This window comes from Parendozoicomonas sp. Alg238-R29 (assembly GCF_947331445.1).
GTDB lineage: Bacteria > Pseudomonadota > Gammaproteobacteria > Pseudomonadales > Endozoicomonadaceae > Sansalvadorimonas.
Window position 1 is genome coordinate 1 of record NZ_CAMZOG010000066.1, and the last position, 26,450, is coordinate 26,450.

At 47.7% G+C, this 26,450-nt stretch carries 28 protein-coding genes; 14 read left to right on the forward strand and 14 right to left on the reverse strand.

Annotated elements, in window-relative coordinates; genetic code table 11:
* The 11 genes from QMA35_RS15375 to QMA35_RS15425 all read left to right on the forward strand — a co-directional run.
* Positions 1-789, forward strand: a 789-nt coding sequence (locus QMA35_RS15375; protein ID WP_281646583.1) for a transposase, incomplete at its 5' end; no start/stop codon positions are given.
* Positions 790-812: 23 nt separating this feature from the next.
* A complete protein-coding gene (locus tag QMA35_RS15380) occupies positions 813-989 on the forward strand; it encodes a hypothetical protein (RefSeq protein WP_281648041.1) in 177 nt (58 codons plus the stop codon).
* Between the two features lie 32 nt (positions 990-1,021).
* Positions 1,022-1,534, forward strand: a complete 513-nt coding sequence (gene cobU / locus QMA35_RS15385) for a bifunctional adenosylcobinamide kinase/adenosylcobinamide-phosphate guanylyltransferase (RefSeq protein WP_281648042.1) — start codon at positions 1,022-1,024, stop codon at positions 1,532-1,534.
* 6 nt (positions 1,535-1,540) lie between these two features.
* Positions 1,541-2,218 carry a histidine phosphatase family protein gene (locus tag QMA35_RS15390; RefSeq protein WP_281648043.1) on the forward strand — a complete coding sequence of 226 codons (678 nt, stop codon included), beginning with the start codon at positions 1,541-1,543 and terminating at the stop codon, positions 2,216-2,218.
* Positions 2,191-3,003 (forward strand): adenosylcobinamide-GDP ribazoletransferase, encoded by an 813-nt coding sequence (locus QMA35_RS15395; protein ID WP_281648044.1) that lies wholly within the window; start codon positions 2,191-2,193, stop codon positions 3,001-3,003. Before QMA35_RS15390 ends, QMA35_RS15395 begins: the two co-directional genes overlap by 28 nt.
* An 11-nt stretch (positions 3,004-3,014) precedes the next feature.
* On the forward strand, positions 3,015-3,335 hold the full coding sequence (locus tag QMA35_RS15400; protein ID WP_281648045.1) for a hypothetical protein: 321 nt from the start codon (positions 3,015-3,017) through the stop codon (positions 3,333-3,335).
* 10 nt (positions 3,336-3,345) lie between these two features.
* Positions 3,346-4,842, forward strand: a complete 1,497-nt coding sequence (locus tag QMA35_RS15405; protein ID WP_281648046.1) for a cobyric acid synthase — start codon at positions 3,346-3,348, stop codon at positions 4,840-4,842.
* A gap of 372 nt (positions 4,843-5,214) precedes the next feature.
* A complete protein-coding gene (gene cbiB, locus QMA35_RS15410) occupies positions 5,215-6,150 on the forward strand; it encodes an adenosylcobinamide-phosphate synthase CbiB (protein WP_281648047.1) in 936 nt (311 codons plus the stop codon).
* Positions 6,151-6,246: 96 nt separating this feature from the next.
* Complete coding sequence (locus tag QMA35_RS15415) at positions 6,247-7,008, forward strand: sulfite exporter TauE/SafE family protein (RefSeq protein WP_281648048.1); 762 nt, start codon at positions 6,247-6,249, stop codon at positions 7,006-7,008.
* A 156-nt stretch (positions 7,009-7,164) separates the two neighbouring features.
* Complete coding sequence (locus QMA35_RS15420; protein ID WP_281648049.1) at positions 7,165-7,671, forward strand: NUDIX hydrolase; 507 nt, start codon at positions 7,165-7,167, stop codon at positions 7,669-7,671.
* A gap of 1 nt (position 7,672) precedes the next feature.
* Positions 7,673-8,221 carry a carboxymuconolactone decarboxylase family protein gene (locus QMA35_RS15425; RefSeq protein ID WP_281648050.1) on the forward strand — a complete coding sequence of 183 codons (549 nt, stop codon included), beginning with the start codon at positions 7,673-7,675 and terminating at the stop codon, positions 8,219-8,221.
* A 467-nt stretch (positions 8,222-8,688) separates the two neighbouring features.
* On the opposite strand, the gene QMA35_RS15430 is transcribed toward QMA35_RS15425, so the two are convergent.
* Complete coding sequence (locus tag QMA35_RS15430; RefSeq protein ID WP_281648051.1) at positions 8,689-9,924, reverse strand: MFS transporter; 1,236 nt, start codon at positions 9,922-9,924, stop codon at positions 8,689-8,691.
* Positions 9,925-10,345: 421 nt separating this feature from the next.
* Here QMA35_RS15430 and QMA35_RS15435 point away from each other — a divergent pair, with 421 nt between their 5' ends.
* Together QMA35_RS15435 and QMA35_RS15440 are read left to right on the forward strand one after the other, a co-directional pair.
* Complete coding sequence (locus QMA35_RS15435; protein ID WP_281648052.1) at positions 10,346-11,092, forward strand: hypothetical protein; 747 nt, start codon at positions 10,346-10,348, stop codon at positions 11,090-11,092.
* 268 nt (positions 11,093-11,360) lie between these two features.
* Positions 11,361-11,996 carry a TetR-like C-terminal domain-containing protein gene (locus QMA35_RS15440; RefSeq protein WP_281648053.1) on the forward strand — a complete coding sequence of 212 codons (636 nt, stop codon included), beginning with the start codon at positions 11,361-11,363 and terminating at the stop codon, positions 11,994-11,996.
* Positions 11,997-12,237: 241 nt separating this feature from the next.
* Here the strand turns inward: QMA35_RS15440 and QMA35_RS15445 are convergent, their stop codons facing one another.
* From QMA35_RS15445 to QMA35_RS15485, 9 genes are all read right to left on the reverse strand, one after another.
* Positions 12,238-12,663: a F0F1 ATP synthase subunit epsilon gene (locus QMA35_RS15445; RefSeq protein WP_281648054.1), complete on the reverse strand. Its 426-nt coding sequence runs from the start codon at positions 12,661-12,663 to the stop codon at positions 12,238-12,240.
* A gap of 24 nt (positions 12,664-12,687) precedes the next feature.
* Complete coding sequence (atpD, locus tag QMA35_RS15450) at positions 12,688-14,064, reverse strand: F0F1 ATP synthase subunit beta (RefSeq protein ID WP_281648055.1); 1,377 nt, start codon at positions 14,062-14,064, stop codon at positions 12,688-12,690.
* Positions 14,065-14,152: 88 nt separating this feature from the next.
* Positions 14,153-15,013, reverse strand: a complete 861-nt coding sequence (gene atpG, locus QMA35_RS15455; protein ID WP_281648056.1) for a F0F1 ATP synthase subunit gamma — start codon at positions 15,011-15,013, stop codon at positions 14,153-14,155.
* A gap of 34 nt (positions 15,014-15,047) precedes the next feature.
* Positions 15,048-16,592 (reverse strand): F0F1 ATP synthase subunit alpha, encoded by a 1,545-nt coding sequence (gene atpA, locus QMA35_RS15460; protein ID WP_281648057.1) that lies wholly within the window; start codon positions 16,590-16,592, stop codon positions 15,048-15,050.
* 30 nt (positions 16,593-16,622) lie between these two features.
* Positions 16,623-17,156: a F0F1 ATP synthase subunit delta gene (locus tag QMA35_RS15465; protein WP_281648058.1), complete on the reverse strand. Its 534-nt coding sequence runs from the start codon at positions 17,154-17,156 to the stop codon at positions 16,623-16,625.
* A 13-nt stretch (positions 17,157-17,169) separates the two neighbouring features.
* Entirely contained in the window at positions 17,170-17,640 is a 471-nt protein-coding gene (locus QMA35_RS15470) for a F0F1 ATP synthase subunit B (RefSeq protein ID WP_281648059.1), read from the reverse strand.
* Between the two features lie 124 nt (positions 17,641-17,764).
* Entirely contained in the window at positions 17,765-18,031 is a 267-nt protein-coding gene (atpE, locus tag QMA35_RS15475; RefSeq protein ID WP_281648060.1) for a F0F1 ATP synthase subunit C, read from the reverse strand.
* 69 nt (positions 18,032-18,100) lie between these two features.
* On the reverse strand, positions 18,101-18,970 hold the full coding sequence (atpB, locus tag QMA35_RS15480) for a F0F1 ATP synthase subunit A (protein WP_281648061.1): 870 nt from the start codon (positions 18,968-18,970) through the stop codon (positions 18,101-18,103).
* A gap of 50 nt (positions 18,971-19,020) precedes the next feature.
* On the reverse strand, positions 19,021-19,392 hold the full coding sequence (locus QMA35_RS15485; protein ID WP_281648062.1) for a F0F1 ATP synthase subunit I: 372 nt from the start codon (positions 19,390-19,392) through the stop codon (positions 19,021-19,023).
* A 645-nt stretch (positions 19,393-20,037) separates the two neighbouring features.
* On the opposite strand from QMA35_RS15485, the gene QMA35_RS15490 reads away from it, so the two are divergent.
* Positions 20,038-21,132 carry a Ulp1 family isopeptidase gene (locus QMA35_RS15490; RefSeq protein WP_281648063.1) on the forward strand — a complete coding sequence of 365 codons (1,095 nt, stop codon included), beginning with the start codon at positions 20,038-20,040 and terminating at the stop codon, positions 21,130-21,132.
* Positions 21,133-21,141: 9 nt separating this feature from the next.
* Here QMA35_RS15490 and QMA35_RS15495 read toward each other — a convergent pair whose 3' ends face one another.
* The 4 genes from QMA35_RS15495 to mnmG all read right to left on the reverse strand — a co-directional run bounded on the left by QMA35_RS15495 (position 21,142) and on the right by mnmG (position 25,625).
* Entirely contained in the window at positions 21,142-21,975 is an 834-nt protein-coding gene (locus tag QMA35_RS15495) for a ParB/RepB/Spo0J family partition protein (RefSeq protein WP_348650952.1), read from the reverse strand.
* 77 nt (positions 21,976-22,052) lie between these two features.
* Positions 22,053-22,865 (reverse strand): ParA family protein, encoded by an 813-nt coding sequence (locus QMA35_RS15500; protein ID WP_281648065.1) that lies wholly within the window; start codon positions 22,863-22,865, stop codon positions 22,053-22,055.
* Positions 22,866-22,900: 35 nt separating this feature from the next.
* On the reverse strand, positions 22,901-23,566 hold the full coding sequence (gene rsmG, locus QMA35_RS15505) for a 16S rRNA (guanine(527)-N(7))-methyltransferase RsmG (RefSeq protein WP_281648066.1): 666 nt from the start codon (positions 23,564-23,566) through the stop codon (positions 22,901-22,903).
* Positions 23,567-23,735: 169 nt separating this feature from the next.
* A complete protein-coding gene (gene mnmG, locus QMA35_RS15510) occupies positions 23,736-25,625 on the reverse strand; it encodes a tRNA uridine-5-carboxymethylaminomethyl(34) synthesis enzyme MnmG (protein WP_281648067.1) in 1,890 nt (629 codons plus the stop codon).
* Between the last annotated feature and the right edge of the window lie 825 nt (positions 25,626-26,450).

Below are 26,450 nucleotides of genomic sequence, written 5' to 3' on the forward strand. Positions count from 1 at the left end.
CGCCGAGCAGACGAACGCTACCAGCAAGAACAGGTAGAGTACGAAGAGAAAATAGAGAAACGCAATAAGCGCAAGCATCCCGGCAAAGCGCCAAAGCCACCGGAACCAGGTGCAGGGGACAAAGACCAGGTCAACCTGACAGACGACGAATCTCGTATTATGCCCACTGCCGGTGGTGCATTCGAACAAGCCTACAATGCCCAGGCGTCTGTAGACATCGGGAGTGGTCTGATCGTGACACGTCATGTGACTCAGGCACCGAATGACAAAAAAGAAGTTGAGCCAACACTCAGACAGTTACGCATACTGGCCCCCGTGCTTGGAAAAGCTGAGGGGTTACTGGCCGACACGGGCTACTTCAGCGAGGCTAATGTCTGCGCTGTGGATAAAGAAGAACTGACACCCTACATTGCTATAAAACGGGATGAGCACAACCCGCCCCCCTTGCAGCGTTTCCAGCCGGACCCGCCAGTCCCGGATGATGATGCCAGTGTCTTGGAGTGGATGCGCTGGCGCTTGCAGACACAAGAAGGGCGAGCCATCTACAGCCGACGAAAATGCACGATAGAGCCCACCTTCGGAATACAGAAGGAGGCAATGGGATATCGGCGATTCCTGGTGCGGGGACTGGAAGTGGTCTCGAAAGAGTGGGATCTGGTCTGCCTGACATTCAACCTGCGCCGAATGTTCAACCTGAAGCAAGTCGATGATAAAAAATGGCTGGCTCTGGTGCTTTATTGGCTTGTAGTCAGCCACTGTCTCATGAGGTTACGCTGGCGTTCTGTTTGAGTAAGTGACCTCTGAAGGCAGATATGAGCTCCGTAGGCCGATATGATCAAAAAGGACTCAAATGGACGGATCAGTCCGACAGACTGCTAGGCCGTTACTTTAACCGTCTCTCTGATCTGATGTTTGTACTTGCCCGTTACACAGCTCGCCAGACTGGTGATGAAGTTCTGTGGCAACAGTATTCCCGGGAAAAGGTTTAAGATAAGCGAAACAAGTTCCCGGATATTATTAAATGCTGGAATTAATACTTGGTGGTGCTCGCTCCGGAAAAAGTTCTTTTGCCGAGCATAAGGCGAAAGAGAGCGGGCTGAATGTTACTTACATTGCTACCGCCACTGTGTACGATGAAGAAATGCAAAAGCGTGTGGATCACCACCGCGAGCAGCGCCCTGATTACTGGTCAGTGATTGAAGAGCCTTATGACCTTGCAGGAGTTCTGCAAAAAGAAGCCCGGGAAGATAAGTGCATTCTGGTGGACTGTCTGACTTTGTGGGTGACCAACCTTCTCTGCATAGAAGATAAAGCCCTGTGGCCGCAAAAACGTCAGGAATTGCTGGAAATACTACCCACTCTTCCTGGCTGTATCCTGATGGTTTCCAACGAAGTAGGAATGGGTATTGTGCCCATGGGCGAACTCAGCCGACAGTTCGTGGATGAATCCGGCCGCCTGCATCAGTCAATTGCTCGCACTGCAGATGAAGTAACGTTTGTTGCTGCAGGCCTGCCTTTAACCATGAAAGGCTGAACTTTTATGATTAAGCAGCCCAGAACAATAACAGTAGATTTGCTTCGCCACGGAAAACCAGAGGGCGGAAAATGTCTTCTGGGTTCCACTGATCACTCTTTAACCGAACAAGGCTGGCAGGAACTGCGTTCAACTGCCAGCATTTATAGTGGCTGGAATCGTATTGTCAGTTCACCACTGCAACGCTGTTCGGCTTTTGCAGAGAACTTCTCCAAACAACGCGGCCTTCCGTTAACAAAGCTTTCTGGGTGGCGAGAAATTGATTTCGGCCTCTGGGATGGTAAAAGCTACGAATATCTCCATCAGGCAGAGTCTGAAGCATTGTCAGCTTTTTGGAGTGACCCGCTCAATAACACTCCTCCCGAAGGGGAACCGGTTCGAAAATTTGCCCAGCGTATTCAAAGTTCATGGCAGGATTTGATTAACCAATCATCCGACCGTGAACATATTCTTCTGGTTACCCACAGCGGCGTTATTCGTCAGCTGATCGCATATATTCTGGATATTCCAGAGACCAGTACCGCCTCCACTACTCGCTTGAACCTGCCTTACGCAAGCCTGTGCCGTATCGAGGTTTATGTTGATGAGCAAGGCGAACACTGGCCCAGGTTGATGTTTCTGGATACCACTTCAAATTCTTCTACCGGAACCAGTTTATGGCAGCAGAAACCATCCCAACTATAGAGCGACACGCACGAGCACTGGCGCTGTCGGTTGGTTTTTTTACCCGCCTGCCAACCAAACATCTGGAAACTATTGAAGACCAGGATATGGGGCGGGCTCTGGTTTACCTGCCTTTGGTGGGTTTGATTATCGGCCTTTTGGCTGCCGGTGGTTCACTGCTTTTATCTGCGGTACTCAGTGGCTGGCACGGATCATTAACTGCTGTTCATTTGTCGCTTATCGGTGTAACTGCTTTTACTCTGGTGACTTTGGTAAGTGGTGGCCTTCATCTGGATGGTTTGGGAGATTGTGCTGATGCCTGGGTTGGCGGTCTTGGAGACAAAGAGCGCACCCTGACTATTATGAAAGACCCGGTTTGCGGCCCAATGGCTGTCATGGTTGTGGTTCTGGTATTGGTTATTAAAGCCAGTGCTGTTGTAGGTTTGGCCATTTCTGAAAACTGGCTGCCTTTACTGTTGATACCAGTACTCAGTCGTTCAGCTGGGATGGCTCTGTTTCTCACAACAAACTATGTTCGCCCGAAAGGTTTGGGGCAGACTTTTTCTAATTTCTGCTCAGACGCTGTTACCCGTTACGAGTGCTGCGTTGCATTAACGGCCGGTGTCGTTATTCCTGCCTTCTTGCTTGCCAGTGCCTGGCCAGCATTAGGTTTGGCTGCACTGGTTTGGCATGGCTTACGCCAGCAAACAGTCAAACGACTGGACGGTTTCACCGGTGATGTTTGTGGTGCAGTGATTGAGATAATTGAAGCGCTTCTTTTTCTTACTGTGGCTTTATTCATTTAGAGATAAAAGTAGTGCCCAAACCCACCACCTGTTTCAGCATCCTTAACGCCGTTGCCAGCCTGCCTGACCTGCACAACCTTAGTGATGCTGGCTCCGGTGCTGGGTTAATGGGATTCACTCCGGCAAACAACAGTGAAATGATCGCAATCGGCCGTGACATTACCGGCCTGTCAGGGACTACACCTCAACCAAGGCTGTGGTCTTGGCGGCTGTCTGGTCTTGGCAGAACAGCCTGGTTTCACCGAGCAAGATATTATTACGACGATGGACGAATACTGTACTCGTCATATCGCACAGTTTTCCTACTAACTTTCTATAAGCAGTTTCTATAAGCGGTTTTTTATGAGTCAATCCAACACTCTTCCCAATTCGCCCCGTGCTCTGATGATTCAGGGAGCCACATCCGACGCAGGAAAGAGTGTTCTTTGCGCGGGTTTGTGTCGGGCATTTACACGTCGCGGTTTCAGTATTAAACCTTTCAAACCTCAGAATATGGCGCTGAACAGCGCCGTAACTGTGGATGGCGGTGAGATTGGCCGAGCACAGGCCGTTCAGGCGCAGGCCTGTGACTTGGAACCTCATACCGATATGAACCCGGTTCTCTTGAAGCCAAACTCTGATACCGGCGCTCAGGTTATTGTGAATGGTCATGCTATTTCTGAGATGGATGCCCGCTCCTACCACGATTACAAACCCAAAGTTCTCCAGCTGATTCTTGAAGCTTTTGAACGTCAGAAGTCTTCTTCTGACGCCGTTGTTGTTGAAGGTGCTGGCAGCCCTGCAGAAATAAACCTGCGGGATGGAGATGTTGCCAACATGGGCTTTGCTGAAGCGGCTGATTGCCCGGTGGTGATTGTTGCCGATATTGATCGTGGCGGTGTTTTCGCGCATCTCTACGGCACTCTGGCTCTGTTGTCTGAATCTGAACAGAAGCGAGTAAGAGGTTTTATCATTAACCGTTTCCGTGGTGATGTTTCTCTACTCACATCTGGTCTTGAATGGCTGGAAGAGAAAACCGGAAAACCTGTTCTGGGTGTTCTGCCCTATCTACATGGTCTTCACCTTGAAGCGGAAGATGCGGTTGTTGACCAGAAGTTTAATCAGCACGCCGACCGAACTCTCAAGGTTGCTGTTCCAGTTCTCACCCGCATCAGTAACCACACTGATTTTGATCCTTTGCGCCTGCATCCCAATATCGATGTCCAAATGGTCTGGAAAGGCGAGGAGATTCCTCCCTGTGATCTCATTATTCTTCCCGGCAGTAAAAGTACTCGTATCGACCTGAAATTCCTGCGGGAAAATGGCTGGGACCGAGCTATCCAGCGGCATCTTCGTTTTGGTGGAAAGTTGATGGGAGTTTGTGGTGGTTACCAAATGTTGGGAACTATGCTGCACGACCCTCAAGGCATTGAAGGCCCAGCGGGCAGCAGTGAAGGTCTTGGCTTTGTTGAACTGGAAACAACCATGGAGAGGGATAAGCAGCTGCATCGTGTTTCCGGAACCATGCAGCTTCCCGGTAAAGAACCGGTAACCGTTACAGGTTATGAAATCCATGCTGGTTTAACTGAAGGTTCTTCTCTCGAAAACCCTCTTATCAAACTGGAAGATGGCCGTTTTGATGGAGTTATGTCTGCAGACGGGCAGATTATGGGTTCTTATCTCCACGGTATTTTTGAACACAGCGATGCTTGTCGCGCCATTCTGGAATGGGCTGGTTTGATAGATGTAGAAATTCCTGATTATGATCAGATTCGGGAAGAAGGCATCAACCGTATTGCTGATGCCATGGAAGAATATCTGGATATTGAAAAGATGATGGAGTTTACCGGGATTAAATAACCCTGTTTCCAGTGATGCTTCTCTCCAGTATCCATTTCCACTTGCAGCTCCTCAGACAGTACATAACCAAGTGCCGTCACAGGATGATAGTGCCAACCGGTTTTCGCACCCGGATCCATGGTAATTTTTAAAGCGGTAACCTCAGGAGTTCCCTTGGTTACATAAAGAATCGAGCCATAAAATATTGAATACCAACAAGATAAAATGCGCCCTGTCTGGGCAACTTGATCTGAATCAACCATGCCCGGTTCACCTGTGCGACTTGGGTCAAAGGAACCGGGAATTTCCTCCAGTAGCGGGGTGCTTCGTATTTCCGCTAATCATTTTTGTTCTATCATCGCCAATGGTTGTTGAGGCGATACACATTGAACCATGACTGAATTTTTGACTTCTTTTGGCATACAGATTCTATTAGCTGTACTGCTCGATTTACTTATTGGCGAAATGACTCGCTGGCATCCACTTATTGGTTTCGGAAATGTTGCCCGCAGAATCGAGGCTTTCTTCTACTCCACAGAAACTGATATCAATCCTGAGAATCGATTCCCTTTCGGGGCTCTTGCTCTGCTTATCGCTGTTATGCCTTGCGTTTTTATTGCCTGGCTTGCCTCTGGCATCCCATACACAGGTTGGTGGGTTGAGGTTCTGCTCCTTTATCTAGCGATTGGTGGAAGAAGCCTTGGAGAACATGGCCGTTATATAAGTCAGCCGTTATCACGAGGAGACCTGAAAGAGGCCCGTGAAAAGACAGGCTGGATTGTCAGCCGTAAAACCGATGACCTTTCGAAAGATCAGATAATTCGGGCAACCATAGAATCAGTTTTGGAAAACGGTAATGATGCTGTTTTTGGTGCTCTGTTCTGGTTTGCTGTTGCTGGTGCTCCAGGGGTAGTTCTATTCCGGCTGGCGAATACTCTGGATGCTATGTGGGGATATAAGAATGACAAGTATTTGTACTTTGGCCGCGCTGCGGCTTACCTCGATGATATTTTAAACTGGATTCCTGCCCGATTGGCGGCTCTAACCTATGCTCTGCAAGGTAACTGGCTCGACGGTTTACACTGCTGGCAGACTCAGGCTCGTAACTACAAGAGTAAAAATGGTGGCGCAGTGATGGCTGCTGGCGCGGGCTGCCTGGGTTTTACCCTGGGCGGTAAGGCGGTTTATCACGGAGAGGAGGTTGAAAGCCCGGTTCTTGGCTGTGGTCGTTTACCTACAACTTATGATATTGAGCGTTCCATAAGCCTTGTGTTTTGCGGAACCTGCTATTGGGTAGCAATATCTCTCGCTCTTTCTATTGTTTCTTAATCTGGAATTTATGGTTAGCAAGTCTGACCATAATGTTATTCATTGGTGTTCTGAGCAGCTATACATTTCCCTTCTTGCTCTCAGAACCACCAATTCATGATACCTGCTGACACTTTGTTTTACCTGGTAGCCATCCCTGCCGTTTTGATTAGTGGTATGGCAAAGGGTGGGCTGGGAAATATGCTGGGAACAGCCTGTGTACCCCTTATGGCTCTTGTTATCCCTCCAGTTCAGGCTGCTGCAATTATTCTTCCACTGTTACTGGTTATGGATTGTCTATCTCTATGGAAATTCAGAGGGCAGGTTCATATCGAGGCTTTGAAAACGATACTGCCAGCCTGCTTTTTCGGCGTAGCCATTGCAGCTTTAGTTTTCAGTCACCCGTCTGAACAACATGTTCGCCTGCTTATAGGTGCAATTTCTTTACTGTTCTGTTTTTTTCAATGGTTGAAGCGGAACAACCCTGATAAACAACCTGCTAGCTATAGATGGGGTTCTTTCTGGGGAGTTTTGGGAGGTTTTACCAGCTTCGGTATTCATGCCGGTGGCCCACCTGTCACCATTTATTTACTTCCGCTCAGACTAAGCAGTCATCTGTTTATGGGAACTCAAGCTTGGATATTTGCGAGTATGAATATTGAGAAGATCATCGCCTATGGAGCAACAGGAGAGTTGAATTCAGAAAACCTTATAGCTTCTGCCACCCTTCTTCCCTTCACTCCGATCGGTGTTTTGATGGGATATGGATTACTCAATCATCTCCCAGAAAAGGTAATTTATGGTTTCAGCTACCTGTGTCTGACCGTTCTTGGGTCAATACTTTTCCTTCAGGGCATTGGATTACTTCCCTCCTTATAATTTCTTGGAACTGTTTGTAGTTTCGGTTGTCGATTAAACAAGCTTCAAGCTTCCGCATCTGTGCAGCAATAGTTGTTGTGTGCAGCAATAGTTGTTGCCATGTAACAGATATCACCTTTAAATACGTGACATAAGTAGAAAAACGGCCTGCTATCCATGCTCAACCACAAACTCAAGTTTATTCTGCCTTTACTGACACTTGTGGTTGCATTGGCAGGTTGTCAGAAAACGCCCCAAAAGCCCTGTCCTTACGCGAAAGACAAAGAAGCCGGGGCCAATGCCGGATGCCTTCTTACCCAGGGGGATGATGTTCTTATCATAACTATGCGTCTCACTGGCAAACAGTCTATTCCTGGTGGCACCTCAGAGGTTCGGGAATCTCCCCGCTGCACAGCCTATAGAGAAACTCTGGAAGAAACAGGAATAGAAGTTTCTGTTCATGAGTTGCTTCAAGAGTTCAGTAACGGTTTCCATGTTTATCGTTGTACTCAAACTGATACCTCTCAGGAACCTGTACCCCAAGACTGGAAAGAAGTCAGCGATGTATCCTGGCGCTCATGGCTCTCACTCAACGAAGACAACTGGCGCTACCCTGAGAGGTTTGAGCACACACGAAATATGATTCGTGAGCAGATTACCGGTATTAGCAAACAGTTGGATTAATATGAGAATTACACCTGCTGACCCAGCCAAACTTCCCTTTTGGCTGCGCTGGTTTTTTCGCCAGCAGCAAAAGCGTTACGGGCAACATCTCCAACCCGCTCTGGTCTGGTCCCGAAAACCTTCTTTGTTTGTTCTGTTCGCCAGTTTCTGGGCCAGACTCAGCCGAAAATCGTCACCTCTTTCCCCTGTGCTTAGAGCAATGGTTCAGGTTTATGTGGCCAAATTAACCTGGTGCCATTTCTGTGTGGATCTCAACAGTATGACCCTGATTGGTGAAGCTGGGGGGGAAGAGAAACTTGCAGAGCTGGATAACTGGGAATCGAGTTCATTGTTTTCAGAACAAGAAAAGGCGGCCCTTGCCTGGACAAAAGCTATGACTGGTGAACACTGCCAGATTCCCGATGGGCTTCACCAAGAGCTGGCCAAACATTTCAACGAACAACAGATTATGGAACTGACAGCGCTTGTCGCCTTTCAGAATATGTCTGCCCGTTTCAATGCTGCTTTAAATATCCCTTCCCAAGGGCTTTGCGACATAACTAAAAAATAATAATAAAAAAGCGCATTGCTCCTTAGCAATGCGCTTTAACACACAACACACTTTTACACACAACACACTTTGCTTCCTTATCAGTGAAGCATCTGTCTCATCATCGCTACTCCTTGGAGAATTTCGAACTCTATGTACTTCTTTTTACTCCTGAACTGTCATTTTAGTTTCAGCTCTTGGTAGTTTTTTTTCGAAATTTGTCACAAGCCTCCAATTACAAAGCTGCTATCTGTTGTTTGGCCTTAACCAGTGCGCTCTCTTTGCCAGGCGTATCAAGGCTGGCAGCGTGGATACAGGTCACATTGTTCATACCTGACATGGAGAAGGTATCTGTCAGCTGACGTACAACAACTTCAGCAACAGCCTGATTAGGAGGTGGGGAGATATCCCTCGACGAGTTATTTCAACTTCTGGCAGCTCAGGCATGACGTATAAGCAGGCTTTTGATTTGCCATGAACCCTACCCATTATGCGGATTGTATTCTCCATAAGGTGAAGGCTCCCAGCAGGCTTAATATCCACAGGCAGATAGGCCCTCCCTGCCAGTGAAAGTATTGGCTTAACCACTGAGCAACAGCAGGAGATGGCCCTGATATCAGGCATTGGGCCAAACCCCAAACGCCAGCAATAGCTGTAAACCGGATATGTCTCGGGAATAAGTCGTAAACCACTTTAAAAATTGGCGCCTCAAAAGCGCAGATGCCTGCAGCCATAATGCACATCCCGATTCCGCTAACCCAGATATTGCCAAGGCTGGCAAAGTAAAAGTTGGAGGTAGCTGCCGCTACCTGCAGAACCAAGCCTACCATCATGATCTTCATGGGATGGGTTTTATAGGCAATCATGGCCATGACCGGCAGCAGAGCGAACTCTACGATAGCATCCAGCCCAACAATCAAACTGGCTGTACTGGCTGAAAAGTACCCGTTGGTGACAACAAAGGTGTTCCAGTACATATTGGCGGTGTAGGTGGTGGCTCCCATAAGTGAGGCAAGTCCAATAACTTTCAGGCAAGCCGTTTTATAGGACTGGAATATATTCAGAAGAGCCGGGAAGAACACCAGTTTTTGTGCCTGGTCTCTTTTATATTGGGGAGACTCTGCAAGGTTTCTGCGCATCATAAGCACCAGTATTCCGGAGACGCTGCAAAACAAAAAAGGAATCCGCCATCCCCAATCAGGCATTCCGGGAAGGTTGACGATAGCTGTTAAAAGAGCTCCACCGGCCATTCCCAGATTTGCTCCCCAGTTTGCCCAGGAACCTGCCAGATAAGGGTTACCCGGGCGGTGCTCAATCATAAACATAGCAGCGTTGGTAAACTCTCCTCCTACTGCCAGCCCCTGCATAAATCGAAAGGCAATGAGCAGAAGAGGGGCCGCGATACCGATAGCTTCATAATCTGGCAACAGGCCAATACCGGTGGTGGCGACTGCCATTAAAGCGACAGAAACCAGAAGACCACTCTTTCTCCCCAATGAGTCACACATAAAGCCGAAAATAAAACCGCCCAGAGGGCGCGCCAGATTGGTCACAAAGAGGAGGTAGAACATCAGAAGGGCTGCATGAGAGGCATGACTTTCTGGTATGAATATCTTTGAAAGAGTCGGGACAAGGTAGAGGTAAGCGGAATACTCCATCCATTCGATTGTTGCACCGGCACTGCTGAGAAAAACCGGATTTTTCAGTAAAACTCTTGTTTTCATTTCCTGAGAGGTTGCCTTCCACTCCAATGTCAGCAAGTAGGATAGGCTAGGGTCTCAACGTAACTCACAGGTTCTTCATAATCATGAGCCTTTGCAGGCAAGAGTGAATCCATACTCTGTGCTAAACCAAGACAGACGATCATCCATAAGCTGCAAAGCCTTCCTTATTTGTTCAGTCATTTCGCTTGTCTGCACTCTTCACTTTCCGAATGAGCTTAGCAGTTGCAGACTTTGTAACTTCCCCGGCATGCAGTACAGATCAGATACACAATTTTTCTTTTCTCAACAGTTATCTACAGGAGTACTTCGATACCTTTGTCTACCTTTTACCTCCTGTTTTAGGTAACTCAACGACAACTTTATGAATCTCCGGCCTTCATTCCGCTCCCTGTGTGTGCCATATAAGGCTTTTCTTCTTTTTTTGCTCGCAACATTCTCTATAACATCTCCCACAGCTTTGGGAGATAACCTTGATGATTTTATTGATTGTACCTCCCGTATCATTCACTCCCGTAAAGGGGGAGTGACCACCCTCATTAAACTGGCTGAGCCTTTAGAGGCCTTTATAAACAACCCCGATAGAAATGAGCACTTTATTTCTGAAGGTTTGTACGAGTGTACAATTCTTGAGCAGGGTTCTCGTTTAAGCCCTGTCGCCCCTAAAAAGAACTACCTCGAGCAAATATCTGCTCTCCGGGTAAAACCAGCTATATGGGAAATATTCAGAGGTTTTGCAGACCCTACTTATGACTGTCTCGCTGTTGGTGGATACGTTGGTGGAAGCTTCATGATTGGATTCAATGGTGTCTTGGATTTTGGCATTTGCTACAGCACCCTGGGAAATCGCTGGCTGGAGATTCGGCCTGCCGTTGAAATGACAATGGGCTTATCTGCTGAGGTGAGTGGTGGCATTCATGCCGGACATGATTCCGAAACGAATTACCGGGATAGACCTATTAACCTCTCCTTTCGCAACTCTATGTATATATCAGCCTTATTGGGATTCCATGAAACCTCAAGAGATTCCCTCTTACCAAACACAGCCGGAATGGATTTCAGTGCTGGGGGCAAGGTCAATATAGGTGTCGGGTTTCAGATCAATTTTACAGCATTCCCCTTAGGCACCAGCTATTCATCATTAATCCAAAAGCTCATAGATAACGATTAAGAGGTAAACCAGTAAACAGTGTTCACCAGATTTATTTGAACAGTGTTTTCTCTCAATCTCTATGAACACTGTTTTATTAAAAGTACGCTGAACACCGTTTCGATAAATTTCAAAAAACTGAACACCGTTCAGTTTTTTTTCAGCTGATTTCTTGACGTCCCCATTCCAGAGCCTCCAGAATGAATTGAACGCTGTAAAATTTATAAACAGAACACTGTTCACTATCTGAAGTCTCTCTGAACAGTGTAAATGTGCAGGGCTAAAGGAAATGGCCAGACGCAACGAACACAGCAAGGATGAACTCCAGCGCCTTACTCTGAAGGCCGTTAAAGACTTCCTTACTCTGTATCCTCCACAAGAGCTCAGTCTTCGAAAAGTTGCCAAGTTAATTGGTTACGCTCCGGCAACTGTTATCAACAGCTTTGGCAGTTATGGAGAGTTATTGCTTGCCGCTAACGCTGAAGCTCTTGATGAACTTCATACCTTGTCAGCTGTTGCTATTCGCGACGAAAACAATCCACAGCTTGCTCTAAGGAAGCTATCGCGGGTGTATCTTGCATATGCACGAAAGTACCCATACAGGTGGCATCTGGCCTTTGAACACCGGATACCGGATCAGAAGGTTCTGCCAGAGTGGCAAAAGAGCCGAATAGACAGGTTATTTGCCCTGTTCACGGAACAACTCAGTAGAACTGGAGCACAAAGAACCCTGCAGGATATCCACATTGCTTCACGGGTAATCTGGGCTGGAGTTCATGGAATCTGCTTACTGGCTGCTGGCGGTGGAGCTTTACAGGAAAAGCATGCAACCGGTGAGCAAATGCTGGATATGTTTCTGAAGAACTTTATGGGCAGTTATATGAAGCAGGAGAAGACTTACAGCAAACTATCCACAGAGATTTAAAGCCACACCATTGCTATGGAAATCTGCGCTGTTTATTTGAAAGTGTTTTCTTTGCAAACACAGCCAAACAACAAAATACCAATACCTATAGATATAAAAAACCCTCAAATACCAAAACTGGTATTGAGGGTTTCATTTTGACTGCTTTTCAATTAGTTAGACGCTTTAAGAAAAGTAAAATCTAACTTATCTGGATAACTTTCATCACTCCAGGCTCCATGAAATGAAGCCTGAAATTTGATTATTTACCCAGCTTCTTACGAATAGCCTGCAATGTACGCAGTTGAGCAGCAGCCTCAGCCAGCTGGGTAGCTGCACGACTGTAGTCGAACTCACCCTGCTGATTAGACAATGCTTTCTCAGCCTGCTTCTTGGCTTCTTCAGCAGCAGCCTCACTCATATCTTCAGCACGCAGCGCAGTATCTGCCAGCACCTTGATAGTCTTAGGCTGAACTTCCAGAAATCCACCAGAAATGTAGTAGATCTCTTCCTCACCACCCTCATGAATGATCCTGATAGGACCAGGGTGAAGGCTGGTGATAAGAGGAGTGTGACCTGGAGTGATACCGAGGTCACCCTCGATACCGGTAGCCACAATCATCTCAACCTTACCGGAGAAGATGTCCTCTTCAGCACTTACGATGTCACAGTGAACATTCGTGGCCATGGTGTATCCCTCCTTAATCGTTTATTAGAGAGACTTGGCTTTCTCAACGGCTTCGTCGATACCACCAACCATGTAGAACGCCTGCTCAGGCAGTGCGTCATACTCACCACCAAGAATGCCCTGGAATGCACGGATTGTCTCTTTCAGAGGGACATACTTACCAGGTGCGCCGGTAAATACTTCCGCAACGAAGAAAGGCTGAGACAAGAAACGCTCAATCTTACGAGCACGGGATACAGTTTGCTTATCTTCTTCAGACAATTCATCCATACCCAGAATGGCGATAATGTCCTTCAGCTCCTTGTAACGCTGCAGAACAGTCTGTACGCCACGAGCCACGTCATAATGTTCCTGACCGATTACCAGTGGATCCAGCTGGCGAGAGGTGGAATCCAGAGGATCAATCGCAGGGTAAATACCCTTGGAAGCGATATCACGGCTCAGTACCACAGTCGCATCAAGGTGCGAGAAGGTGGTGGCTGGAGACGGGTCAGTCAAGTCATCCGCAGGTACGTAAACGGCCTGAATGGATGTGATGGAACCTGTCTTGGTGGAGGTAATACGCTCCTGCAGAGCACCCATCTCTTCCGCCAGAGTTGGCTGGTAACCTACCGCTGAAGGCATACGGCCCAGCAGTGCAGATACCTCGGTACCGGCCAGTGTATAACGGTAAATGTTATCCACAAAGAACAGTACGTCACGGCCTTCATCGCGGAATTTCTCAGCCATGGTCAGACCAGTCAGTGCTACACGCAGACGGTTACCAGGAGGCTCATTCATCTGACCGTAAACCAGCGATACCTTGTCGATAACGTTGGAGTCCGTCATTTCGTGGTAGAAGTCGTTACCTTCACGGGTACGCTCACCAACACCTGCAAAGACGGAGAAACCAGAGTGCTCGATCGCGATGTTCCGGATCAGCTCCATCATGTTTACGGTTTTACCTACACCGGCACCACCGAACAGACCAACCTTACCACCTTTTGCGAAAGGAGCGACAAGGTCGATAACCTTGATGCCGGTTTCCAGCAGTTCGTTACTGGCAGACTGCTCAGCATAGGAAGGCGGCGCACGGTGAATAGACATGCGCTCTTCTTCACCGATTGGGCCCTTCTCATCGATAGGGTCGCCCAATACGTCCATGATCCGGCCCAGAGTACTGGTACCAACTGGAACCTGGATAGGAGCCTGGGTGTTGTTGGCAACCAGTCCACGACTGATGCCTTCTGTAGAGCCCAGAGCAATGGCACGGACAATGCCGTCACCCAACTGCTGCTGAACTTCCAGAGTCAGTTCCTTACCGTCTACCTTCAGGGCGTCATAGACCTGAGGGACAGCGTCGCGCGGGAACTCGACGTCGATAACGGCGCCGATGATCTGTACGATACGACCGCTACTCATAAGTGTGTCCTCACCTCTTATCTTTAACAGGTTGAGCCTTCTGGGCTTTATCCGCTACGGGCTTTCCCATAGGGCTCCAACCTAAAAATTAAACGGCCGCCGCGCCGCTCACGATCTCGGAAAGTTCCTGAGTAATCGCTGCCTGACGGGCCTTGTTGTAAATCAGATTCAGCTCATCGATCAAGCCGCCGGCATTATCAGTTGCACTCTTCATGGCAACCATCCGTGCAGCCTGCTCGCAGGCATTATTCTCAACCACAGACTGATACACCTGGGATTCGATATAACGCACCAGAAGCTCATCCAGAAGGAGCTTTGCATCTGGCTCGTAAAGGTAATCCCAAGGGTGCTTCAGGTTTTCATCTGCATCCGCCTGTAATGGCAACAGCTGCTCGCAAACAGGCGTCTGGGTCATGGTGTTCACGAACTGGTTATAAGTCACCACCAGGCGATCTATACGACCTTGTTCGTAAGCATCCAACATCACCTTTACACCACCGATCAAATCAGCAATGTTAGGCGCGTCCCCCAGGTGATTCATAGCTGCAACAACATTGCCACCATAGCTGTTAAAGAAAGAAGCGGCTTTGTTACCCACAACGCAAACATCAACCTCTGCGCCCTGATCGTGCCATTCTTTCATGTCAGCCACGGTTTTCTTGAACAGGTTTGTGTTCAAGCCACCACACAGACCTCGGTCTGTGGAGACAACGATGTAACCAACCCGCTTAACTTCACGCTCAACCATATACTCATGGCGATACTCAGGGTTGGCGTTGGCAATGTGTCCAACAACCTGACGAATGCTCTGAGCGTATGGGCGTGAACGCTCCATACGCTGCTGCGCTTTCCGCATCTTGGACGCAGCAACCATCTCCATAGCGGAGGTGATTTTCTGCGTATTCTGTATCGACGCTATCTGCGTCTTTATCTCTTTACCGACTGCCATCGCAATCCATCCTCATTAGGCGCTCACGGCTGCTTTACCAGGTCTGGGTTGCTTTGAACTTCTCGATAGCTTCCTTGATGCCGCTTTCAATCTCGCCGTTGTAGTCACCTGATTCATTAATGGTGGCCATCAAAGTGGCGTACTCGCTGTTTACGTAACTCAGCAAGGCAGCTTCAAAATCACCGATCTTGTTCAGTTCAACGCCTTCCAGGAAACCTTTTTCAGCGGCGAAAATAACAACGCCCATCTCGGCTACAGACTGAGGCAGGTACTGCTTCTGCTTCATCAGCTCGGTTACGCGCTGACCATGCTCCAGCTGCTTACGGGTTGCTTCATCAAGGTCAGAAGCAAACTGTGCAAACGCCTGCAGTTCACGGTACTGAGCCAGAGCCAGACGAATACCACCACCAAGTTTCTTGATGATCTTGGTCTGAGCCGCACCACCTACCCGGGATACAGAAATACCGGCGTTCATCGCAGGACGAATACCCGCGTTAAACAGGTCAGTTTCCAGGAAGATCTGGCCATCAGTAATGGATATTACGTTGGTCGGTACGAATGCAGATACATCACCCGCCTGGGTTTCAATGATTGGCAGAGCTGTCAAAGAACCAGTCTGATTCTTAACTTCACCACCGGTCAGCTTCTCAACGTAGTCCGCGTTAACACGTGCGGCACGCTCCAGCAGACGGGAGTGGAGGTAGAAAACGTCACCTGGGTAAGCTTCACGACCGGGAGGACGCTTCAGCAGCAGGGAGATTTGACGATAAGCCCAAGCCTGCTTGGTCAGATCATCGTATACAATCAGTGCATCTTCACCGCGGTCACGGAAGTATTCACCCATAGAGCAGCCACCGAATGGAGCCAGAAACTGCATTGCTGCAGGATCAGCCGCACCAGCCGCAACAACAATGGTGTGATCCATCGCGCCATGTTCTTCCAGCTTACGTACAACGTTCGCGATAGAAGACTGCTTCTGACCAACAGCAACATAGACACACTTAACGCCTGTGCCTTTCTGGTTGATGATGGCGTCGATAGCTACAGCGGTTTTACCAGTCTGACGGTCACCGATGATCAACTCACGCTGACCACGACCAACAGGCACCATTGAATCGATAGCCTTGTAACCAGTCTGTACTGGCTGGTCTACACCCTGACGGGCGATAACACCGGGAGCTACTTTTTCTACGGGTGCAGTCTGTTTGGCTTCGAGTGGGCCTTTGCCGTCGATGGGGTTACCCAGCGCATCAACAACACGACCCAGCAGTTCGGTGCCAACAGGTACTTCCAGGATACGGCCGGTACATTTGGCCTTCTGACCTTCGGCCAGTCCTTTGTAGTCACCCAGGATTACGGCACCCACTGAATCCTGTTCCAGGTTCAGGGCCATGCCAAACACGCCGCCGTCAAATTCAATCATCTCGCCATACATAACATCTGCGAGACCGTGGATACGTACGATACCGTCAGATACGCTGACGATAGTGCCCTCATTACGGGCTTCAGCAGCTACATCAAGGCTGTCGATACGGCTCTTGATGATGTCGCTGATTTCTGAAGGATTCAGTTGCTGCATTACCAAACCTGCCAAATTTAGATTCTTTGTCTAAGAGCGCATTGCGTGGGCCAGTTTTTCCAGCCTTGCCTTAACACTGCTGTCAATCACCAGATCTCCAGCGCGAATGACAACGCCGCCAATCAGTTCCGGGTCAATTGCATTAACCATTTTGACCTCAGAACTCAATCTGCCCCGAAGCTTCTCAGCCAGCTTTGCAAGCTGCTCGTCTTTGAGAGGAAATGCGGAGAGAACCTCTACATCGACGCTTTTTTCCTGTTCAGCTTTCAATGTCTCGAACAGTTCGGCAATCTCTGGAAGCAGGGTTATTCTCTTGTTCTCAGCCAGAGTGCGAACAAAATTACGTCCGCTTTCATTCAGGCTGTCACCACACACTTCAATAAAGGCAGAAGCCTTTTGATCAGCTGTGAGTGATGGCACTCCAAGCAATACGTTGACTTTCTCGTTCTGAACCACAGCTGCGCCGTTTTTCAGCATCTGTGACCAGTTCTCTAAAGCGTTCTGGTCAAGTGCATATTGAAACGCAGCTTTGGCGTAAGGACGGGCGCAAGTGGTCAGTTCCATAGTTGCCTCCGCCTTAGAGCTCAGCTGCTAACTGGTCAACCAGTTCGCTGTTAGCTGCCTCATCAATCTGCTTGCCAAGAATTTTGCCGGCACCGGCAACTGCAATACTGGCAACCTGAGCACGCAAAGCTTCACGAGCTTGATTTACTTCCTGCTCAATTTCAGCACGAGCAGCAATAATCAAACGTTCACCTTCTTCGCGAGCATTGTCTTTGGCTTCATCAACAATCACCGCGGCACGTCGGTTGGCCTGGTCTACAATTTCCTTAGCTTGATCACGTGCCTGACGGAGTTCTTCCATAGCCTTGGCCTGGGCAAGCTCCAGGTCAGTTGACGCACGATCTGCCGCAGCAAGGCCGTCAGCAATTTTCTTCTGTCGCTCGTTCAGGGCACCGATAATAGGCGGCCATACATACTTCATGCAGAACCACACGAAGAATGCGAACGCAATCGTCTGACCAATTATGGTCGCATTGATGTTCACACCAATACCTCTCGCAATTCAGTTAATGTTTTGCTTTCTGTAGGCATTTCCGGCCGCTACCTGTGTAAGGTAATAGACCGGAAAATAAACCCAACAAAAAGCTCACTTATCCATTAACCCAGGATTACTGCAGGGCTGCAGCAGCCTGTGCGATGAACGGGTTGGCAAAGGTGAAGAACAAGGCGATACCAACGGCAATCATTGGAATCGCATCGAGCAGACCAGCCACAATGAACATTTTGGTTTGCAGCATAGGAGCAGTTTCTGGCTGGCGAGCAACGCCTTCCAGGAACTTACCACCCAGCATACCGAAGCCGATGGCTGTAGCCAGGGCCGCGAGACCAAGCATAATTGCAACACTGATGACGGTCAGACCAACTACCAGTTCCATATTTCCTCCAGACTCTTATTGTCAGATGGTGTAGTGATTTTTCAGGGTTAATGCAGCGTGTGCTATTTCTTAGTGATCTTCATGCGCCATACTCAAATAAACGATGGTAAGGGTCATGAAGATGTAAGCCTGTAGTGTAATAACCAGTATGTGCAGCAGAGCCCAACCAAAGTGGAGTGGCAGCTGCACATATCCGATCATGGCAATAAGGATAAAAATAAGTTCACCGGCATACATGTTGCCGAACAGTCGCAGGCCGAGAGATATAGGCTTTGCGATCAGAGAAACTGTTTCCAGAATCAGGTTAACCGGAATAAGGGCTATCTTGGCCACTGGGTTATTACTGGAAAATGGGTGCAGGGCCAGATCACTGAATAGACCACCAAAACCTTTTACTTTCACCCAGTAGAACAACATCAGCAGGAAGACACTGATAGACATGGCCATGGTGATATTTGGATCGGTAGACGGCACTATCTTCATATAAGGAACACCGGCCAAGGTTGCCAATCCTGGAATCCAGTCAACCGGAATCAAGTCCATCAGGTTCATAAAGAAGATCCAGCAGAATATTGTCAGAGCCAGAGGGGCAATAACCGGATTCTTGCCGTGGAAGCTCTCTTTAACGCTGGTATCCACAAACTCAACAATAGATTCAATAGCGTTCTGCAAACCACCAGGTACGCCACTGGTAATGTTCTTGGCAACCATACGGAACAGGCCAAGGAACACAAAACCAAGTAAAACAGACCATAACATGCTATCTACGTGGATAGCCCAGAAACCCATGTCTTTCGCTTCAGCAGCGCTATGGGCAATTGTCCAAGATGCATCACTCAGCACAGAGCCATCAAACCGCTCATAACCAGCCGGGAGCTGACCAAAAGTCAGATTCTGCAAGTGGTGCTGTATATAACCAGAGGCTGTATTTGCTGCCATAAAACTGTCTCGTTAGCTCACCCGTATTCCGCAGTCTGGAATCACCAGCCTCACTTAAGAAGCCAAGGCGTAAACCAGTTAACTGCCTGCACCAACATAAATGCGCCAAACAAAACCACTGCATCCAGAGGTTTGACCAGCGCAAAAACAAGAGCAAAACCACTGGCAGTTAATAAAAACTTGCCGGCCTCGCCTCTATAGAAATTCTTAACTATATTTTTCGCTGCCCGAGCGCCCGAAAGGGAAAAAGCTTTGAAAACAAGGTAGGCATTAGGTACGAGGCAGACCAGCCCTCCAAGAAACGCTGATACAGCTGCAGTCTTGTCGACAACAAAGAGCCCCGCTGTTAACAGGATTGTTACTATTGCCTGAACAAGAATGACCCGGAAAACTGGTGGCTTCCGCAAATGAGGCGACTTCATTGACATGTCCCTCATACCTCTGTTTTTGTTCTGTACGTTCAACATGTGTTGACCTGAGTTGAACCTGTACGACTTCTTATAAAAACTATTTGAACGCCCCGTCTTTTTTGCCTTATTTTCAAGCGTCTGCTAGGCGAGGCAATTATATGAGTAATATTACCTACGATCAACCGCATTTATTGCTGGTTTTTATATGGCTGTGAAAAGCCTTTTCGTTTGATTTTATGTGGGTATTTCAGTAAGTGGTTCTTACTTAATCGTTATGCCTCTGATCTATTAAATGAAGAATAATTTCCAGTTGAGAACTATTGGAGTTATTTGGAAATGCGGGATTGTTTTCGTAGGATCTGCAGTGGAATTCGCTATGCATGGGGAGAAAACGATGCCCCCCCCCAACAAGTGAACAGAAGTGGTGGTTCAGATATTTTCTATGCTGGTAACACAAACTACATTCCCGGCGATCTTGCTACTCCGATAGTGCGCGATGATCTTTCTTACTCCGATGACGGGCAGAAAATTGGTGACCGCAAAGTTCAGTCGGTTACTCCCAAAGATAAGGAGGTGGAAGTCCACGCTTCACTACCAACTGTTACAAACTCTTCTTCTGAACTGACTTCTGTTCTGCATGGTGCTCAGTATCGCTCAGTGGCGAGTTCGGGTGATACAAATGATCCCTCCTCTAAAAAACTTAAAATGATAAGCCATCCTGCTTGTTCGGAAAGCACACATAAAGAGGCTAACGTTCACTCCAACGTTGAAGGTTCATCATCCTCCCCTATAAATGTGGATGCTTCCCAGCCCACCAGTACATCACCCCCAAATACACCAATAGAACAAACACCAAATTATTCTGTTGGGAAACCTTCCACCAAAAAACTCAGCAAGGACGATCCGATAAAAATTTCGGACGAATCAGAAGATGAGCAACCTCTGAAATTCATGGCTCCGGAATGTGTTACCTCAAATATCATGGCAGCATTCTCCGAAAAAGTGATACCAGACAGGACTCAGTTAGAAGCTTCTCAATTACAAATTTTCAGAGACCTCCAAACCTTCAGAATCAATCGTAAAGATCTAGAAACTCTCGAACCTAAAGTCTATGTAAACGACAATATCGTTAACAGTTCCCTATCTATTTATCAGAGGCGAAGTGAGTTAACAGAAGGGGCTCCAAGATGTCTGACATTCAGTACTTTTTTCCTTATAGCTACGCAAGAAGACTCCATTCCTCAACTTCCTTTCGAAGCTAAAAACTTTGATCGACTTGTTTTCCCGATACACCGGGTCAACCATTGGCTTCTGGTTGTTGTTGATAACCAGAACCAGAAGATATATTCCGTCGATTCTCTATCCCCTCACCACCCTGCTCCAGAGACAGAACAAGTCCGGATATCTTTAACGGATTTCTATAAGAAAAATCAGAGTAAAGAAGCTGATCGGCTTAATACTTTTCAGTGTGTATCAGTCGATATTCCTCGGCAGAGAAACCTCTTCGACTGCGCTCCAGCGATGCTGAAAGCTGCAGGGCATTTTTATGACGGTGCTACTAAACTGCCAAAGAATCTTGACTCCCCTTCTTATGAAGACTTTCGGGAAACTATAAAAACAACTTTGACTGGCTGTGGAGAAGTGTTGGTACCAGGTACTGCCCCAGCTAGACAACGACGCAAAAGAAAACATCATCAGAGCGTCGCGGCAAGCAGCACACCAGATGATGTTATTTGTTTAGAACTGACTTAATCTGGGGCGCTATTGAATATGGGCAAGTACACCATCCAACTCATCAAGGCTGTTATAGCTGATAACCAGCTTTCCTTTACCTTTTGCTGAGTGCTGAATAGCCACTTTGGCTCCGATTTTCTGAGAGAGATCGTCTTCCAGATTACGGATATCCGGATCAACTTTTTTCTTTTCTGACGGAGCTACATCTTCTTGCTGCATACGACGAACCATGGATTCAGTCTGGCGTACAGATAAGCCTTTACCCACTACCGTGCGAGCAGCTTCCAACTGTTGTTGTTCAGAAAGACCAAGAATTGCTTTCGCGTGACCCGCTTCAATATCACCGTATTCCAGCATCTTGCGAACTTCTTCACGCAGGGAAAGAAGGCGCAAAAGGTTGGTAACAGTTACTCGGGATTTTCCGACAGCGTCCGCAACTTCCTGTTGAGTTAGCTCAAACTCTTCTTTCAGACGGGCAAGTGCAATCGCCTCCTCAATGGCGTTAAGATCTTCACGTTGAATGTTCTCAATAAGCGCCATTGCGATAGCAGCGTCATCAGGAACTTCACGAATAACTGCAGGAATCTTATCCAGGCCTGCCAACTGGGTAGCACGCCAGCGACGTTCACCGGCAATAATTTCAAAACGGTCTTGGCCTTTGTCTCCAACAGGACGCACAACAATAGGTTGCATAACGCCCTGCTTACAGATTGAGCTGGCCAGTTCTTCCAGACCTTCAGGGCTCATATCCCGGCGAGGCTGGTATCGACCACGCTCAATAAACTCCACAGGAAGTTCACGCAGCATTTTGTCGCGCACAACCTCCAGCTCTACTGAGGAAGGCTTTTGAAGTTCTTCAATTTCTTCAGCAACCCGGGCACTTTGCAGCAGCGTTCCCAAGCCCTTTCCTAATGCTTTTTTTCTAGCCACTGACAATCTTACCTCACGGCTGTTTCGGCAGCTTCAGCCGATTTCTTGGTTTTACCGGCTTCCTGCCGACGAATAAGCTCACCAGCCAGGGCTAGATAAGCAATAGCTCCACGGGAGTGCTTGTCGTATTTCAGTACTGGCAGCCCATGACTGGGAGCTTCTGCCAGACGCACATTACGGGGGATAACCGTTCGGTAAACTTTGTTGCCGAAGTGTCCAATCAGTTGACGCGAGACTTCAACAGTCAAACTGTTCCGCGGGTCATACATAGTACGCAACAACCCTTCGATATGCAGACGAGGGTTTCTTGCCGCAGCAATACCGGAAACCGTTTCCGTTAAGGCCGCTAAACCTTCCAGCGCATAATACTCGCACTGCATGGGAATAATAACGCCGTCAGCAGCCACCAGAGCGTTCACAGTCAACATGTTAAGCGACGGCGGGCAATCGATCAGAATAAAGTCGTAATGGCTTCTCAGGGGCTGTAGAGCACGATCCAGACAACCTTCGCTATCCTGTTTATTAATCAGCTCAACTTCTGCAGCAGTTAAATCACCATTGGCCGGTAGTACTTCAATACCGGCAGACTCAGAAGGCACAATAGCGTCTTCAATACTTGCCTTGCCAACCAGCACCTCATAAACAGATACAGGCAACTCATGTTTATCCACACCACATCCCATGGTGGCATTTCCCTGAGGGTCAAGATCAACAAGCAACACCCGGCGCTTGGTTGCAGCCAGAGATGCTGCCAGATTGACACATGAGGTTGTTTTACCGACACCACCTTTCTGATTGGTGATGGCCAGAATTTTTGCCATCTGCGAGGCCCCTTAAACTGTTTCCACGGTTATTATTAAGCCCGTGCCGTTTCCATCCGTTCCAGTATGACAAGATGCCGCTGTCCTTCACAACCAGCAACATCAAGGGAATGGGATTCCGTTACCTTAATATCCGGGCGAACAGTATTCAGTTCTTCCAGTTCGATTTCCGGGTGGATGCCTTTCATGGCCAACCACTTACCATCTGCTTTCAGTAAGTGATCAGTACTCACCATCATATCTTTCATAGAACTGAAAGCCCGGGACATAACCACGTCATACAACTCTGCCGGTTTCCAGTTTTCCACACGCTCGTTCAGAACTGTAACATTTTCTATGCCAAGTGCAGTACAAGCCTGAACCTGAAATCGGGTTTTCTTTCCTACGCAGTCCAGTGTGGATACGCGGCGATCGGACAACATAATGGCCAGTGGAATTCCTGGCAGCCCTGGCCCAGAGCCAATATCAATAAAACTTTCGCCCGAAGCCACAGTCGCTTTTACAAAAGGAAGAATACTGAGACTATCGAGAATATGTCGGGAAATCATATCTTCCGGGTTGCGTACAGCCGTCAGGTTGTACACCTTGTTCCACTTCACCAACAGACCAACATATTCACAAAGCGCATGAATTTGTTCAGGACTGATTTCAATACCCATCTCATCTGCACCGGACTGCAGCATAACCTCAAGGTTGTTCACAAAGCCTGACCTTGTATCGACAATTCTTAAAACCGCTTATTTTATCATGAAAAAACAGCTGCCCTCTTGGTAGAGGACAACTGCCTTGTTAGCTGTTAGCTGTTAGCTGTTAGCAATGGTGGTACTCAGTCACTCCAGTCCACCACCGCTTGATGTTTTGTTAGTGGTGTTACTCAACGGGTGATTTTGTAACCAGTGAGCGCTTTTTCAGATGAATCAGCAAAAGAGAAATAGCAGCTGGCGTCACCCCCTGAATACGGGAAGCCTGACCAAGAGTAGCCGGGCGTACATCATTCAGCTTCTGACGGATTTCATTGGATAAACCAGTAATAGCATCAAAATCCATATTTTCCGGCAACGCGGTTTCTTCATGGCGACGCAGACGTTCGATCTCTTCAGCCTGACGCTCAATATAGCCTTGGTACTTGCTCTGAATCTCAACCTGCTCAGCAACAGATTCGTTATCCACAGCCTCGCCCCTAAGGTTAGCGACATCCTGATAATTCAGTTCTGGACGCTTCAGTAGTTCCATCAGGCTGTATTCTCGGGATATACCATTTTCCAGCTTGCTGTTGATAACTTCTGCTTCTGGTTTTGAAGGGTGAATAAACGTTGTCTTTAAACGTTCAGTCTCACTGTCAATCATCTCCCGCTTGGCACAGAAAGATGCCCAGCGCTCATCATCTACAAGCCCGAGTTCCCGGCCTTTTGGTGTCAGACGAATATCGGCGTTGTCTTCCCGCAGGATCAGGCGATACTCCGCACGGCTGGTAAACATGCGATAAGGTTCAGATGTACCATTGGTAATCAGGTCGTCAACCATCACCCCGATGTAAGCTTCATCCCGGCGAGGACACCATACTTCTTCGCCTCTTGAACGCAGGGCTGCATTCAAACCTGCCAGCAATCCTTGAGCCCCCGCTTCTTCATACCCGGTTGTGCCATTGATCTGGCCTGCAAAGTACAGCCCGTGAATAACTTTAGTTTCCAGAGAAGGTTTCAGATCACGGGGATCAAAGAAGTCATATTCAATGGCATAGCCCGGGCGAATAATATGTGCATTCTCCATTCCTTTGATGGAACGAACCAGTTCCAGCTGCACATCAAAAGGCAGGCTTGTGGATATCCCGTTTGGATAGAGCTCGTGGGTTGTCAAACCTTCAGGTTCGATAAAGATCTGGTGGGAGCCCTTATCAGCGAAACGCTGAATCTTATCTTCAATGGATGGACAGTAACGAGGCCCTACACCTTCAATTACTCCGGTGTACATCGGGGAACGATCAAGACCACTACGAATAATGTCGTGGGTTCTTTCGTTGGTGTGGGTAATAAAACAACTGATTTGTTTTGGGTGATCAGCACGTGAACCTGTAAAAGACATAACCGGCAGTGGTGTATCGCCCGGTTGTTCTTGCATAACAGAGAAATCCACAGAGCGGGCATCAATACGGGGAGGTGTCCCCGTTTTCAGTCTTTCAACCCGTAAAGGCAGCTCACGAAGCCGGTTAGACAAATTTATAGAAGCAGGGTCACCAGCCCGACCGCCACCATAATTTTGCAAACCAATATGGATACAACCACCCAGAAATGTTCCTGCTGTCAGGACAACCTGTTCCGCTTCAAAGCGCAGACCCATTTGAGTGACGACCCCCTTTACGTCGTCACCAGAAACAATCAAGTCGTCAACTGATTGCTGGAATAACCAAAGGTTGTGTTGATTTTCCAGTATTTCACGAACTGCAGCTTTATAAAGAATTCTGTCAGTTTGAGCTCGAGTTGCACGTACTGCTGGCCCTTTACGGGAATTCAAAACCCGGAATTGGATGCCACCAAGATCGGTGGCTTTAGCCATAGCTCCACCAAGTGCATCGATCTCTTTCACCAAATGGCTTTTACCAATACCGCCAATAGCCGGATTACAGGACATCTGGCCAAGGGTCTCTATGTTGTGGGTCACCAATAGTGTTTTGGCTCCCATTCGGGCAGAAGCCAATGCTGCTTCTGTACCGGCATGGCCGCCACCGACAACAATGACATCAAAACGTGCTGGAAAGTCCATTCGGCTACTTCCTCCGTAACTCTGTTGACTGTGGCTGATCTGATACTGAATGTGAGGCGCGTGAGTATAAAGTTTGTTGGTAAAAAGAAAACCGGTCTTTTTTGTGGAGTTCTCTTACTGATATAAGGTCATCCGTTTTTTCGTAAAGGACTACGAATTCCTTTCCTGCTGACCTGACTTATCCCCACCCTCTCCTTTTTTACATATTCTCTTCCTTCTCGAAGATTAAGGAATATATATGTATCTCTTTATTCTTTTCTTATTTATGTTTTTATTAAGTGAGCTATTTTATGTGGAAAAGTGCCTTAATCCCTTTAATAGCAAGGTTTACAGGAGATAATAACCGTGTTCAGAAAAGGTTAGAAAGCATGGGTTTTCTATTGTATTCAATGTGAATAAATTAACGATTCTATTTGGCTTATTTTTTTGTCCACTGATCAATACACCTGTTTTCCCCCTCTTTATATTCAGGGTTATAAACACCCTGGTTTCAGCCTCTTTTTACACAGTTATCCACTTGAAGATTTCCACTATTGTCTGTTGATATCTTTTCAATTCCTTAGAGGGTCAAGGGAGGTATTCATTTGGTCACAACTTGATAAAGTGTGCAGAACCTTACGATTTACTAGTTTGGCACTGTTTTTTGTAGATATAATGTGGGCAAAAAAAAGAGGAACTACCTGTGGATAGCTCCTCTATATAGCTCCTCTATCAAGTCCCTTCTGCTAGCAGCCTGTCGGACTTAAAACGTCAATCAAGATAGAATCGAACATCCAGTTGCAGTGGCGTCAAGCTCTATGAATAAATGGATATTCAAACCCGTTG